14 protein-coding genes and 1 pseudogene are annotated in these 14,437 nt (G+C 42.4%); 3 read left to right on the top strand and 12 right to left on the bottom strand.

Going from position 1 to position 14,437, the window contains the following annotated elements:
* Positions 1-88 precede the first annotated feature (88 nt).
* Positions 89-556 carry a thioredoxin-dependent thiol peroxidase gene (gene bcp, locus MHH54_RS04435; protein ID WP_226804823.1) on the bottom strand — a complete coding sequence of 156 codons (468 nt, stop codon included), beginning with the start codon at positions 554-556 and terminating at the stop codon, positions 89-91.
* Positions 557-684: 128 nt separating this feature from the next.
* Here bcp and MHH54_RS04430 point away from each other — a divergent pair, with 128 nt between their 5' ends.
* Positions 685-1,980: a glutamate-1-semialdehyde 2,1-aminomutase gene (locus MHH54_RS04430; RefSeq protein ID WP_003217823.1), complete on the top strand. Its 1,296-nt coding sequence runs from the start codon at positions 685-687 to the stop codon at positions 1,978-1,980.
* A 246-nt stretch (positions 1,981-2,226) separates the two neighbouring features.
* On the top strand, positions 2,227-3,300 hold the full coding sequence (locus MHH54_RS04425) for an aromatic acid exporter family protein (protein ID WP_050944721.1): 1,074 nt from the start codon (positions 2,227-2,229) through the stop codon (positions 3,298-3,300).
* 34 nt (positions 3,301-3,334) lie between these two features.
* Here the strand turns inward: MHH54_RS04425 and MHH54_RS04420 are convergent, their stop codons facing one another.
* The 10 genes and pseudogenes from MHH54_RS04420 to fabL all read right to left on the bottom strand — a co-directional run bounded on the left by MHH54_RS04420 (position 3,335) and on the right by fabL (position 12,879).
* Positions 3,335-4,231, bottom strand: coding sequence for an ABC transporter permease (locus tag MHH54_RS04420; RefSeq protein WP_342500740.1), 897 nt, complete (start codon positions 4,229-4,231; stop codon positions 3,335-3,337).
* Positions 4,232-4,248: 17 nt separating this feature from the next.
* The gene (locus tag MHH54_RS04415) at positions 4,249-5,250 is read right to left on the bottom strand and encodes an ABC transporter permease (RefSeq protein WP_226804821.1); all 1,002 of its coding nucleotides are present in this window, start codon (positions 5,248-5,250) and stop codon (positions 4,249-4,251) included.
* Positions 5,251-5,310: 60 nt separating this feature from the next.
* Positions 5,311-6,897 (bottom strand): ABC transporter substrate-binding protein, encoded by a 1,587-nt coding sequence (locus MHH54_RS04410; RefSeq protein ID WP_003217879.1) that lies wholly within the window; start codon positions 6,895-6,897, stop codon positions 5,311-5,313.
* Positions 6,872-7,849, bottom strand: a complete 978-nt coding sequence (locus MHH54_RS04405; RefSeq protein ID WP_003217876.1) for an ABC transporter ATP-binding protein — start codon at positions 7,847-7,849, stop codon at positions 6,872-6,874. Before MHH54_RS04405 ends, MHH54_RS04410 begins: the two co-directional genes overlap by 26 nt.
* On the bottom strand, positions 7,818-8,840 hold the full coding sequence (locus MHH54_RS04400; RefSeq protein WP_003217858.1) for an ABC transporter ATP-binding protein: 1,023 nt from the start codon (positions 8,838-8,840) through the stop codon (positions 7,818-7,820). Before MHH54_RS04400 ends, MHH54_RS04405 begins: the two co-directional genes overlap by 32 nt.
* 112 nt (positions 8,841-8,952) lie before the next feature.
* Positions 8,953-10,695, bottom strand: a complete 1,743-nt coding sequence (locus MHH54_RS04395; protein WP_106033145.1) for an ABC transporter ATP-binding protein — start codon at positions 10,693-10,695, stop codon at positions 8,953-8,955.
* A 95-nt stretch (positions 10,696-10,790) separates the two neighbouring features.
* Positions 10,791-11,321: a DUF402 domain-containing protein gene (locus tag MHH54_RS04390; RefSeq protein WP_003217818.1), complete on the bottom strand. Its 531-nt coding sequence runs from the start codon at positions 11,319-11,321 to the stop codon at positions 10,791-10,793.
* A gap of 147 nt (positions 11,322-11,468) precedes the next feature.
* A complete protein-coding gene (locus MHH54_RS04385; protein WP_003217867.1) occupies positions 11,469-11,729 on the bottom strand; it encodes a YgaB family protein in 261 nt (86 codons plus the stop codon).
* 176 nt (positions 11,730-11,905) lie between these two features.
* A pseudogene (locus MHH54_RS04380) lies at positions 11,906-12,052 on the bottom strand (gamma-type small acid-soluble spore protein); the annotation flags it as partial.
* Positions 12,053-12,126: 74 nt separating this feature from the next.
* Positions 12,127-12,879, bottom strand: a complete 753-nt coding sequence (gene fabL, locus MHH54_RS04375; protein WP_003217873.1) for an enoyl-[acyl-carrier-protein] reductase FabL — start codon at positions 12,877-12,879, stop codon at positions 12,127-12,129.
* A gap of 81 nt (positions 12,880-12,960) precedes the next feature.
* On the opposite strand from fabL, the gene MHH54_RS04370 reads away from it, so the two are divergent.
* The gene (locus tag MHH54_RS04370; RefSeq protein WP_003217808.1) at positions 12,961-13,185 is read left to right on the top strand and encodes a hypothetical protein; all 225 of its coding nucleotides are present in this window, start codon (positions 12,961-12,963) and stop codon (positions 13,183-13,185) included.
* Here MHH54_RS04370 and mutY read toward each other — a convergent pair.
* The gene (gene mutY / locus MHH54_RS04365; protein ID WP_340989133.1) at positions 13,172-14,272 is read right to left on the bottom strand and encodes an A/G-specific adenine glycosylase; all 1,101 of its coding nucleotides are present in this window, start codon (positions 14,270-14,272) and stop codon (positions 13,172-13,174) included. The two genes, MHH54_RS04370 and mutY, sit on opposite strands and share 14 nt — an antisense overlap.
* Positions 14,273-14,437: the final 165 nt, after the last annotated feature.

Below are 14,437 nucleotides of genomic sequence, written 5' to 3'. Positions count from 1 at the left end.
GAATCTTTGTCAATTACAATCCTCTTTTTTACCTATTCTTCTTCACAAAAAAGACCGACATGTCTGCCGGTCCTATCCTGTGATGATATTAAGCGTGAGATTTTAGTTCCTCAAACGCTTCTTCTACGTGGTCTTTCACCTTAACTTTTCTCCACTCTTTCACAAGCGTTCCTTCTTTATTAATAAGAAACGTTGAACGTTCGATGCCCATGTATTCTTTGCCAAAGTTCTTTTTCAGCTTCCATACTCCAAAGGCTTCGGACAATTTCTGTTCATCGTCTACAAGAAGTAAGAACGGTAAATCATGTTTTTCTTTAAACTTCTGATGCTTATCCTGACTGTCTGGGCTTACGCCGATAATGACAGCATCTAATTCTGCAAAGCTTTGATGGCGATCGCGGAAATCACATGCTTCTGTTGTACAGCCGGGTGTCATATCTTTTGGATAGAAATAAAGGACAATATGTTTTCCTTTAAAGTCAGAAAGCTTTACTTTCTCCCCGTTGTCACCGGTTAATTCGATTTCAGGTACTTGCTGGCCTACTTCGATTGTCATGACACAATCCCTCCAACCTATTTTTTAATAGCCTATCCAATTTTGAGAGGATATTCAACTAAGGACGCTTGCATCGGCATGTTAAAATAATGATAGACGACGTGATACGTTGAGATAGGAGGCTATTTATGAAATTCACAGAATCAGAAAAATTACATCAAGAGGCGCTGGAGCATATTGTTGGAGGTGTCAACAGCCCGTCTCGTTCATATAAGGCAGTAGGCGGCGGTTCACCCGTGGCTATGGAAAAAGGAGAAGGCGCTTATTTTTGGGATGTTGACGGAAATCGCTATATCGATTATCTAGCAGCATACGGCCCAATTATTACAGGACATGCCCACCCTCATATTACAAAAGCGATTACAAAAGCGGCTGAATCAGGTGTCCTTTACGGAACGCCAACGAAGCATGAAGTCACTTTTGCTAAAATGCTGAAGGAAGCCATGCCTGCTTTAGACAAGGTTCGCTTTGTCAATTCAGGTACTGAAGCGGTGATGACAACGATTCGTGTCGCACGTGCATATACAGGCAGAACAAAGATCATTAAGTTTGCCGGATGCTATCACGGTCACTCTGATCTTGTACTTGTGGCAGCTGGCTCTGGTCCATCCACTTTAGGAACCCCTGATTCAGCAGGCGTTCCAAAGAGCATCGCCAATGAAGTGATTACCGTTCCATTTAATGATATTGACAGCTACAAAGAAGCATTGAATCGATGGGGCGATGAAGTCGCAGCTGTCCTTGTCGAACCGATTGTCGGGAACTTCGGCATCGTGGAGCCTATGGACGGTTTCCTGCAGCAGGTCAATGACCTCACTCATGAAAAGGGCGCACTTGTGATCTATGATGAGGTGATTACAGCTTTCCGCTTTATGTACGGAGGCGCACAGGACTTGCTTCAAGTAAAACCTGACCTCACTGCATTAGGAAAAATCATTGGCGGCGGACTTCCGATCGGTGCTTATGGCGGTAAAAAAGAAATTATGGAGCAAGTCGCTCCTCTTGGACCAGCCTATCAAGCTGGCACGATGGCAGGAAATCCTGCATCCATTCTTTCTGGTATTGCCTGCTTGGAAGTGTTAAAACAAGATGGTGTTTACGAGCATCTTGATCAGCTTGGCGCGATGCTAGAAGAAGGCATTTTAGCCCATGCAAAAAAACATCAAGTAGATATTACAGTGAACCGCTTAAAAGGGGCTCTCACTGTCTATTTCACAAAAGAAACCATTGTGAACTATGAACAGGCTGAAAATACGGATGGCGAAATGTTCGCCCGCTTCTTTAAATTAATGCTTTCGCAAGGGATTAACCTCGCTCCTTCTAAATATGAAGCTTGGTTCTTAACGATCGCACATACTGAAAAAGATATTTCCGAGACGCTGCAAGCAGTAGATCATGCGTTTGAACAGTTGAAACAATCATAATAGGGTCAAAAACAGGCGTAAAAAAATGCGCCTGTTTTTTTATTTATCAGCTCTTGTTTGTCAAAAGCGTGTGAATCTGTTACATTTCTTCTCAATACCTTCTTTTGATGTTTTCATGAACTTTCAAAAATCACTTGAATATTTCGGAAGACCGCTGTATATTACTTAGTTGTTCATCAAAATATTTATAATAAATGACGAGTGATCATCTATTATCTAAAAGAAAGGAATGCAGGGACAAAACCAATGAAACTTGGAGCCCGTATTTTAAAAACCGGTATTGCCATTGTACTCGCGCTTTACCTGGCAACATGGCTTGGGTTGCCAACGCCCGTCTTCGCGGGAATTGCAGCTGTATTTGCTATCCAGCCATCTATTTATCGATCTTTTTTAACGATTGTTGATCAAGTGCAAGCCAATATTATTGGAGCAGCACTTGCCATTACGTTCGGTCTGCTTTTTGGCACTGGACCAGTCATTATCGGTTTAACCGCCGTCATGGTCATCGCCATTAATTTAAAGCTGAAGATTGAACACACGATTCCAATTGCACTTGTAACCGTCATTGCGATTTTAGAAAGTGCAGGGGATCATTTCCTTTCCTTTGCCTTAATTCGAACAGCTACTGTGGTGTTAGGAGTTCTTTCTTCATTTTTAGTGAATTTAATCTTCCTGCCGCCAAAGTATGAAACAAAGCTTGTTCATCACATTATGGAAAATACGGAGGAGATTTTAAAATGGATCCGTCTGAGCTCCAGACAGTCTACTGATCATTCCATTTTAAAGGATGACATCGATCAAATAAAAGAACGCATGATCAAATTAGATCACATTTACTTGTTATACAAAGAGGAACGAAGCTATTTAAAGAAAACAACCTATGTAAAATCAAGAAAGCTCGTTTTGTTCAGACAGGCCATTATGACATCGAATCGTGCCCTGTACTTGCTGAAAAAGCTTCATAAATTAGAAAATGAAATTCATTTGATGCCAGAGCATTTCAAGGAAAGCTTAACAGATGAAATTGATTACTTACTGTATTGGCATGAGCGCACCTTGATGAAATTCGTCGGTAAAATGAAGCCGCAGGACGATGAATTTCAAAATGAATGCTCTCTTCGCCTTGAAACGTTAACGAAATCATTTATCCAGCATCAGCAAAACCAAGAAAACGACTTGCTCGATTACAATATGCTGAATGTCATGTCCAGCATCATCGAATACCGTGATGAACTAGAGCATTTAGATACATTGATTACAAGCTTCCAGACGTATCACCCAAAAGACAGTGAAATTGAGACAGATGAAAAAGAAGCATAAATAGAAAAGACCAGACCGATTCCAAGAATCGGTCTTATTTTATTTTCTTCATTTTAGGATCCAGTGTGTCTCTTAATCCATCTCCCATCAGGTTAAAGCCCAAAACTGTCAGCATGATCGCTACACCTGGGAAAATTAATGTCCAAGGGGCTTGAACGAGATAAGGTCTTGCATCGGCAAGCATTTTCCCCCACTCTGGGCTTGGTGCCTGTGCACCCAATCCTAAAAAGCCTAAAGCCGCTGCTTCGATAATCGCTGTTCCGATCGCAAGCGTCGCTTGTACGATGACCGGCACCATACTGTTTGGCAGAATGTGACGCAGTACGATGCGGCGGTGTGACATCCCAACCGCCTTTGCTGCTAGCACGTATTCTTCTTGTTTAATACTCAGCACTTTTGAACGAACGAGCCGTCCAAAGGTAGGGACATTAATAATCGCAATGGCAATAAGGGCATTTTGTAAGGAGGGGCCTAAGATAGAGACGATCGCAATCGCCAGTAGAATACTAGGAAAAGCGAGTAAAATATCAAACACTCTCGAGATCACAGCATCTAGCACTCTTCCGCCATAGCCTGCAATCAATCCAAGCAGTGTGCCTAAAATGACAGACCCGAGAACCGAGAAGAAACCAACCCATAAGGAAATCCGCGCGCCATGCACAACTCTTGAAAATATATCTCTGCCGAAATCATCTGTACCAAACCAGTGCGCAGCTGATGGTACACTAAATCGCTCACCGAGAGATTGTTCATTGATTCCAAAAGGAGCAATGAGCGGTGCAAATATCGCTAAAATGAGAAATAAAAAGACAATCACACTGCCAATGACCGCCAGCTTGTGCTGAAAGAACAGCTTCATCGATTCAAGAATCAATGATTGAGAGCGCTCTTCTTTTGGTTGAGGTGGTTCAAGCTCTTTTTGCGCTTCCATGTTATCACTCTCCCTCCCTAATATTTAATCCTTGGATCAATGACCGCATACAAGATGTCCACAATGAAATTGATCAGGACAAATATGAGCGCAACGACGAGAATGCCTGTTTGAATGACTGGGTAATCACGATAGCTGATGGCGTCATATATATACCGCCCAATGCCCGGCCATGCAAAAATGGTCTCTGTTAAAATGGCCCCGCCTAGCAAGAGGCCTGTCTGAAGACCAATAATCGTTAAGATCGGAATAAGCGCATTTTTCAGCCCATGCTGATAAATGATGAAAAATGAACGTAATCCTTTTGCTTTTGCTGTTCGAATAAAGTCTGAATGAAGCACTTCCAGCATACTTGCCCTTGTTATCCTTGCAATAATCGCAGCAGGGATTGTAGCAAGTGCTGTACTTGGTAAGATCAAATGCTTGATGCTGTCAGTGAATTGATCAAACCGGCCTTGCAAAAGCGTGTCCAGCGTATGAATATAGGTGATTGATTCCACTGGATTTCTGACGTTTTCACGTCCCGTTGTCGGTAAAATACCTAATTCAATCGAGAACAGCCACTGCCCCATTAAGCCTAACCAGAAAATCGGCATGGACACTCCAATGAGTGCAATAAACATCGCGACATAATCAAAGAAAGAATGTTTAAACCAAGCACTGATGATTCCAGCATTAACCCCCACAACGATCGCCAGCACCATGGCAAAAAAGGTCAATTCTAACGTCGCAAATAAGTATGGCTTCATTTCCTGGGCAATAGCCGCTCCTGTTCGTATCGAAGTCCCTAAATCCCCTTTTAAAAGGCCCAGCATGTAATGTCCGTATTGAACATACCAAGGCTGATTTAAACCGAGCTGGATGGTTAACTGTTCTACTGCTTCTTTCGTTGCCCGCTGTCCTAAGATGACCTGTGCTGGGTTTCCTGGAATAAACCGTATAATTGAAAACACGACCAATGTCATTCCGATCAATACTGGGATGAGCATTCCTGCCCGCTTCATACAATAAGCAAACAAACAGCTTTCACCGCCTTTTCTTTGTTTGAATAAGGGAGATACAAGATCTCCCTTATTTGCTTATTCGAAATACACGTCAGTCAAAGCTTCTGAACCAGTTGGATGCGGCTGGTAGCCTTTTAAATCACTAGATGCTGCAAGCATTGGGATGGAATGCACCAATGGAATCCAAGGTGCTTCATCATGAATGATTTCTTGTGCTTTTTTATATAGCTCATTTCGTTTCTTTTGATCTGTGTCTGTTTGCGCTTCAATGAGGATGTCGTGCATTTTATCGTTTTCGAAGAATGTATAGTTGTTGCCGCCAATGCTGTCTTTGTCCAAAAGTGTGTAGATGAAATTATCAGGATCGCCATTGTCCCCTGTCCAGCCTAATAAGAACACATCAGCCTCCCCTTTACTTGCCTTATCTAAATAGGTCGCCCAGTCGTAAGTCACAATTTCTGCTTTGACGCCGACCTTTTCAAAGTTTGATTGAATGACTTCAGCTACCTTCATCCCATCTGGCATATACGGACGCGGTACAGGCATCGCCCAAAGCTTGATGCGAAAGCCGTCAGGAAAGCCCGCTTCTTTTAAAAGTTCCTTCGCTTTTTCAGGATCATACGGATATGGATCAATGTCGTCATTGTAACCTTCTAAAGCTGGAGGAAGAGGGTTTTTTGCTGGCTCGGCAAGTCCTCCATAAAATGACTTAATAATGGATTCTTTATCGACCGCGTAATTGAGCGCTTGACGAACGAGCTTGTTATCGAGCGGCTTTCTTGTGACGGTCAGTCCGATATAACCTACATTCATTGATGGTCTTTCAATGAGCTGGAGTGCTTGAACCGTTTTAATGCCATCTAAATCTGACGGATTCACGCCATCCATCAAATCGATCTCGCCTGTTTTCAAGGCATTTAAGCGAGCCGAGTTTTCTGGGATCGAGCGGAAGATGATTTGATTCAGTTTTGGTTTATCCTTCTGCCAGTAATCTTCGTTCTTTTCTAACACGATACGGTCGTTTTGTTTCCACTCTTTAAATTTGAATGGTCCTGTTCCTACTGGATTTTCGCGAAAGGAATCGCCGCTTTTTTCAACAGCTGCAGGACTCGCGATGCCAAACGGTGACATGGCAATATTTTTAAGGAATGTCGCCTGCGGGCGCTTTAGCTGAAATTCAACTTCATGCTCACCTTTGACGATGATGTCCTTAATCACATGGCCTTTATCTTTTTTATAACCGCCAAACATGCCGTAGTAAGGGAATTTTTCTGCATCGCCATTCATCCAGCGGTCAAAGTTGAATTTCACCGCTTCTGCGTTAAAGTCTGTGCCATCGTGAAATTTCACACCTTCTCTTAAGTAGAATGTGTACGATTTTCCGTCCTTTGCAACATCCCAGTCTGTTGCGAGACCTGGATGGATGGTCGTGTCTTTCTCACCGTAATTCAGCAGCTTTTCAAACATATTCTCTGTGACCTTGAAGGTTTCGCCTTCTGTTGTTGTGATTGGATCAAGTGAAGTGGAGTCTCCTCCTCTGCCAAATACGAGGGTGTCTTTTGTTGCCTTCTCTTCTGATGACGGAGCGGACGAGCATCCCCCTAAAAACAGTGCAAGTGCCAGCACAAAAATGAAACTACTGAACAACCATGTCTTCTTCATTGTGTTCCTCCTTTTGATATAAGTAACACGCCGCCGCGTGCCCCGCTTCCTCCTCATACAAAGTAGGTACTGCTTTTAAGCATTTCTCCCACCTTTTTGGACACCTTTTGTAGAAAGGACAGCCGCCGCTTGGTGTCATGGCAGACTCTTCTGCCGACACATCTTGCGTCTCTAGCACGTGATCCATATGTGGAATGGATTTCAGAAGCAGCGATGTATAAGGATGAAGCGGGCTGTGAAATACGTCTTCGGCAGGCCCCATCTCGACAATGCGGCCTGCATACATGACTGCGATTCGGTCGCTCATATATCTGACAACACCAAGATCGTGAGAAATAAATAGATACGTTAGAGAAAGTGTCTTTTGCAATTCAAGCATCAAATTCAAAATTTGGGCTTGAACGGATACATCTAAAGCTGAAACGGGTTCATCGGCAATGACAAGACTTGGATGGGTAATGAGTGCTCTAGCGATACCAATACGCTGCCTTTGTCCGCCGCTGAATTGGTGCGCATAACGTTCTCCGTAGGATGGATCAAATCCGACAATATGTAGCATCTCTTTTACCCGCTTCCGTCTTTCTGCTTTCGTTCCATGTCGATGGACAATGAGCGGTTCCTCTAAAATATCTTTGATTTTCATTCGTGGATTTAATGAAGCGTATGGATCTTGAAAAATCATTTGAATGTCTTTTCTTAAAGAACGCATCTCTCTTTCTTTCAAAAGAGTGACCTCTTGCCCTTTCAGTTGAATAGAGCCTGACGTCGGTTCAGTCAATCTCATTAAGCTTTTGCCAAGTGTTGATTTCCCGCAGCCTGATTCACCAACAATGCCAAGCGTTTCCCCCTCCTTCACGTGAAAGGACACTTGATTTAAAGCCAGAGTCGAATGTTTGTGTTTAGAAAAAAAAGCGGCTGTTTCATACCGTTTTGTCAGTTGATTCACTTGCAAGAGTGGGTGACTCAGTGTCTTCTCCTCCTTCCATTAGAAAACATGCCACGCGGTGATCCTGTTCAATGGATTGTAAAACTGGATCTTCTTCAAGACATTGCGCCATTTGATAAGGGCAGCGCGCGGCAAATTGACAGCCGGATCGAATGGTCCCAGGCTTCGGTACATGGCCTGCAATAGAGATGAGCTTTTCTTTTTTCTCTTTAAACGATGGGACTGAGGCGAAAAGACCTTTTGTGTAGGGATGCAGAGGTTTTTGAAAAATACGGTCAACGGTTCCTTCTTCTACGATTCGACCGGCATACATAATCATGACTCGCTGGCATATTTGCCGCACGACACCTAGATCATGGGTAATAAATAAGATCGCGGTGTCCATCTCTTCATTCAGCTTTTTGAGCAGGCGAAGGATTTGCGCTTGGATGGTCACATCAAGTGCAGTTGTTGGTTCATCTGCGATCATGAGCTTTGGGTGACAAAGCATCGCCATCGCAATCATCACACGCTGGCGCATGCCACCTGATAATTCATGCGGGTATTTTTTAAGCAACGATTCGGCTTGCTTCAATCCAACTGTCTGAAGCAGATCAACCGCCTTCGCTTTTGCTTCTTTTTGACCGATTGCTTGATGTGTGAAAAGGGCTTCCGTCATTTGTTTGCCGATGGTCATTAATGGGTTTAGAGAGGTCATTGGTTCTTGGAAAATCATCGAAATATCATTTCCTCTTATTTCTCGCCACTGTTTTTCTGAAAGCGACAGCAGGTTTAGCCCTTCGAATTGGATCTCTCCCGTTGTGTCTGTTTGCTGGTTCAGTCCCATTAATGACATAGATGTGATACTTTTCCCGCAGCCAGATTCGCCAACAATTCCTAAGGTTTCTCCTTTTTGAATCGAGAACGATATGTGATGGACGATGGGTACTTTTTGCTTTTTTTGCTGGAATGCAATGGACAGCTGTTTGACATCTAGCAGCACGTCTTGTTCTTTCACATATTCACCACCCCGTCATACTTTTTAAAATTGTATTGAGACAAGCTGGGAAATATGTCATGTTTTTGACAAGCATAAAAAAGCCTATCCGCTAGAATCGGATAGGCTTCTACTAATTTAATGTTTGAATGGTAAATAGATGGCGATAGTGGCTGTCTCTGTTCATTAATTCTTCGTGTGTTCCTTTTTCCACAATCTCGCCTTGTTCCATGACGACAATAAGGTCAGCATGTGTAATTGTTGATAAGCGGTGCGCGACAATAAAGGTTGTGCGGTCCTTTGCTAGCTTTTGCATCGCTTCTTGAATGTAATGTTCACTTTCTAAATCTAGTGCAGACGTTGCTTCATCTAAAATCAACAATGGGGGATTTTTAAGAAAGACCCTTGCAATGGAAATCCGCTGTTTTTGACCGCCTGACAGCTTCACGCCCCGTTCTCCTACCTTCGTGTCATATCCTTCAGGAAGAGACATAATAAAGTCATGGGCATTTGCCGCTTTTGCAGCCGAAACGATTTTTTCAAAAGAGGCTTCTGGGTCTCCAACCGCAATATTTTCTTTAATCGTGTCACTGAATAAGAATGTATCCTGCAGCACCATTCCGACTTGATTTCGAAGGCTTCTTGCTCTGTACTCTTTTATATCAATGCCGTCAATTTCAAGTGACCCGTTTGTCACATCATAAAACCTTGGAATTAAGCTGACGAGAGTCGACTTCCCTCCACCACTCATTCCTACAAGCGCAACCGTTTGTCCTTTTTCTACTTTCAAGGAGATATTGCGGAGAATCTCTTCCTGCGTGTGTTCATAACGAAACGACACATTTTTAAATTCGACCTCTCCTTTTAAATGATCGGCTTCTTTCGCATTCGGCCGATCTGTTACCTCGTATGGCTCATCAATAAATTCAAAGATACGATCCATTGACGCTACTGACTGAGTTAGAGTCGTGGATGAGTTTATGAGGCGGCGAATCGGGTTGTACATCCGGTCAATATAACCGACAAAGGCAATCATAGTCCCGATCGAAAGTGATCCATTAATGACGGTGTAGCCAGCAAATGCAATGATCAATAGCGGTGCAATATCAGTGATAGTATTGACGACGGCAAATGTTTTGGCGTTCCAATTCGTATGATTGATCGCTTTGTTTAAGAAATTTTTGTTTTCATCATGAAAATTCTCTTGTTCATATTCTTCAATGGCAAAGCTCCGAATGACTGGCATTCCTTGTACTCGCTCATGTAAATGCCCTTGCACTTCAGCCAGCGCCTGTGACCGCTCTTTTGTCAGCTTGCGGAGCCTGCCGTAAAAAAACTTCACTGCAAACGCATATAACGGAAAAATAATGACAGACACGATGGTGAGCTTGATGTCCAGTGTACACATAATGGCGATCACGATCAGCACGGTCATCAAATCTAACCAAATGTTCATAAGACCTGTGATGACAAATTCTTTTGTCTGTTCCACATCGTTGATGACTCTAGAAATGATTTCTCCTGTTCTCGTGTTAGCATAATAACGAAGGCTGAGCTTTTGAATATGCGAAAACAGCTTTTCTCGAATATCAAATAATACTTTACTGCCTGTCCACTGCGCATAGTATTGTCTATAGTATTCAACAGGCGGCCTCATCACTAAAAATAATGCGAGCATGATTCCCATAATGATTAGTAGAGATGATGTCTTTTCTTCAGCCGACCCCGAGCCTTGAATGACATCATCAATGACATACTTTAAAAGCAGAGGCAATGTTAAGGGAATCGAGAACTTGATCATCCCGATGACCATTGTCAATGCAATCTGTTTTTTATACGGTGTAACAAAAGCCATGTAGCGTTTAATGACCCCCATGTAAATCTCCTTCCCAATCTATCAGTGCCTCTTATCCGTACGCAATCAAAAACCTGTTAGCCTAAAAAGCCAAACAGGTTTTTTGATGCTCTTGCTTATTTTGTATAATGTAAAAAACGTTCATACCACATATCCACAAATTCAGGAGCAAACGGACCTTTCCGCTGGTGAATCCAATGCAATAATGTATTCAGATGCTCTCTTAAGATACTATCAATTTCCTTTGGATAATTCATCTGCCTCTTATGATCTGCATATTCATCCTCATCCAAAATATTATACGTCATGTCTGGAAAGACTTTGACATCTAAGTCGTAATCAATATACTTAATTGCTTCTTCATCTGTTGCAAAAGGAGAGCTGATGTTGCAGTAATAATATACCCCATCATCTCTAAGCATCCCAATCACATTAAACCATTGTTTTGCATGGAAATAGCAAATAGCCGGTTCTCTCGTCATCCAAGTACGGCCGTCGGATTCAGTCACCATTGTCCGGTCGTTTGCACCAATGATACACAATTCCGTTGCTTTCAGAATGGTGGTTTCATTCCAAATCCTGTGGATCAAGCCATTGTGTTTATAGCTTTGAATTTGGATGCTTTCTCCTTCCTTGGGATAGCCCATATTTTCTCCCCTACTTTCTATAACAAACAAACATAACAGTCCAAAGACCTAATTTCCCAACTAAACATGTCTCTATCATATTATACCGTTACATCATTAAAAAATGAAATGAAAAAGCCATTCAACCCAATTGAACGGCACACTGTCTTACATCACGGTTGAACTCTTTTCCATCTGCTTATATGAATTGATAACCTCTTCTGTCTGTTTTGTAAACAAGGTTTGGATTTTTTGCAGTTCCTTACGTTTCTGTTTGATTTGATCATGAATCCTGGTCCACTCTTCTTTTTTTTCATCTTGCAGCAATTGTTTTTCTGTTTCTAAGCATAGATCGAGTTCTCCCTGTACATTGAGTAGTTGATCCATGAGCTGCATTTGTTCTTTTACAAGCTGATCGAAATCAGACATCTAACTCCTCCCTTTTATTTTCATCCACTTTTTGTCTGTATACCATTTCTTGAAAGATTGCAGAAATCCTTTGACTGTTTATGTAGAGGCTTTACAGGTTTTGTCGGATGGTGGGGGGAGAGGCAAAAAGAAAAGCACTTCATTCGTAGATGAAGTGCTTCCCTCTGTTTCAGTGATTAGCTGTTTTGTTGTTTGTTTTGCTCAGCTTTTTGGTTGTATTTTTTTACTTGCTGTGCGTCAGTCTCGCTAGCAAATTCAGTACCATATTGACCTTGAGCAGTAGCTTGGTTTTGTTTTTTCACTTGTTGTGCGTTTGTTTTGTTTTGTTGTTTATCCATCATTATCACCTCCACGCACATTAATTTGTGCAGAAGGTGTACTTCCTATTCATGATTTTTTAAACAAGCAAAGAACGTCCGCCATCTACAATGATGGTTTGTCCTCTAATCATGTCCGCTTTGCCTGATACAAGGAATTCGACGCTGTCGACCATGTCTTTAATTTCCACCATTCGGCCAGCTGGTGTATTTTTCTTGGCGTCTTCTAAAAGCTCTTCTCGGTTCGGGAAGTGCTTAAGTGCATCTGTATCGATCGCGCCGCCAGATACGGCATTCACGACGATATTTTTTTGTGACAGCTCAACAGATAGATAACGCGTCAACGCTTCTAATGCTGCTTTTGATACGCCAACTACTGTGTAATTTTCAAGGTAGCGGATGGAGCCTAGTGAGCTAATGCTGACGATATGTCCGCCGCCGTTTTTCTCCATTAATTTCGCCGCTTCTTGTCCGCAGAATAGTAAAGCTTTTGCATTGATATTCATCGTCCAGTCCCAATGATTTTCTTCAAGATCCATGATTGGACGCTGAACACCAGATGCCGCATTGTTCACAAATATATCTAAACGGCCAAAGGTTTCGTCGATTTGCTGAAACATATCTTTGATTTTCTCTGGCTGACCTACATTGGCTTTGACAACCAATGTTTTTACACCCATCGCTTCAATTTCTTCCGCTGTTTCAAGTGCGGCTTTTTTGCTTCTCGCATAGTTAATGACAATGTCATATCCTTTTTCAGCTAGGCGAAGGGCTACTTCTTTCCCTACACCTCTACTACTGCCTGTAATTAATGCACATTTACGTTGACTCATTATGGTTCATCTCCTGATTTGAATAGTTTTCGTCCATTCGCTTCACACTAATAGGAAAGTTCCTATTAGGAGGTTACATTCATGTATGTCGGACGCGATTTAAGCCAGCTTGGCATGATGTCCAAGGATCAATGGAAAGATACTGAGCTTGCTTACTTTCATCATGCTTTCCAACAAATTTTACCTTATTTAAACGAAGAAGGGCAATCTAAGTATCGAGAAATCATTTCAGAAATCGAAGACCGTGGGGGGCTGCACCGAAATGAAGCCGATTATACCCACGGTACAACGGTTAAATACGACTAGGCTCTTCAAGTGCCATCTTCCAAATTTTTTGGTGTGAGACTGGCAAAGCATATGCCTTAAATTCTTCTGTTGTCACTTTTTTCAGCATCGTGTCATCAGATACAGAGGTCACACGTCCAAAGAAAACAGAAATATTCCAGATGAGGTGGGTAAATACATGCTGAATGGTGCCTTCTAAATCACCAAGCTCTGCTTGTACACCTGCCTCCTCTTTTAAGAAATCCATTAGCTGCTCTTTTTCCGTTTTTCTTCCCTTTATGGTTTCCAAGTTAGGGAATTCCCATAAATTCGCAAGAAGGCCTGTACTTGGCCGCTTATGAATATAGAGGTTGCCTGCATCATCAAATAACACCACTGCTGCCATTGATTTTGCAGTCGGTTTTTTCTTTTTGCTTTTCACTGGGAGCTCATGCTGAACGCCTTCCTCGAGTGCCGAGCAATGCATGTTCACAGGGCAAATGAGACATGCAGGGGATGTTGGGGTGCAAATGAGCGCACCTAACTCCATTAGCCCTTGATTGAATTCAGACGGCTTTTCCCGGGAAATGAGCTGATCGACAGCAAATTCGAAAGTGTTTCTCGTTTTTGGTTTTGCAATATCATCCCATATGGACAAAATACGGGAAATAACCCTCATAACGTTGCCGTCTACCGCAGGGTACGGCTTGTTATAGGCGATACTCAGCACTGCGCCGCTCGTATATGGGCCTACACCTTTGAGCTTTGAAAACTGCTCTTTCGTATCAGGGACAACACCCTCGTAGGATTCATATACTTCTTTCACAGCTGCCTGTAAATTACGAACTCTTGAGTAGTAGCCAAGACCTTCCCATGCTTTCATGACCTTTTCTTCATCAGCTAAAGCAAGATCCTTCACCGTCGGGAATTGCTCCATAAACCGGTTGAAGTAAGGAATGACCGTATCCACTCTCGTTTGCTGAAGCATCACTTCTGATACCCAGACGCGGTATGGATCTTGATTTTCACGCCACGGAAGTGTTCGTTGTTCTTTTTCATACCAATTAATTAAATCATGCTGAAAGCCCGCAATATCTTTGCGGTCCAGCTTTTCTTGAATGTCTTTCATATCTATACTCCTTCTCATTGAACCGAGGGCTAACGTTCTGAAAAGAACCTTATTTGTTGTATACTGTTTGTAGATACGTTAACATGTTACATTAAATCAAGACAAAGCAAAAGTGCTTTTGCACATAGTCTTGAAAGAAGGCGTATACTTTGTATGATTGTTCCT

It is taken from the genome of Bacillus sp. FSL K6-4563 (assembly GCF_038630405.1).
Classification (GTDB): Bacteria; Bacillota; Bacilli; order Bacillales; family Bacillaceae; genus Bacillus; species Bacillus pumilus.
The sequence above is the reverse complement of the archived record's forward strand: the minus strand, read 5'-3'. Positions and strand labels throughout refer to the sequence as shown.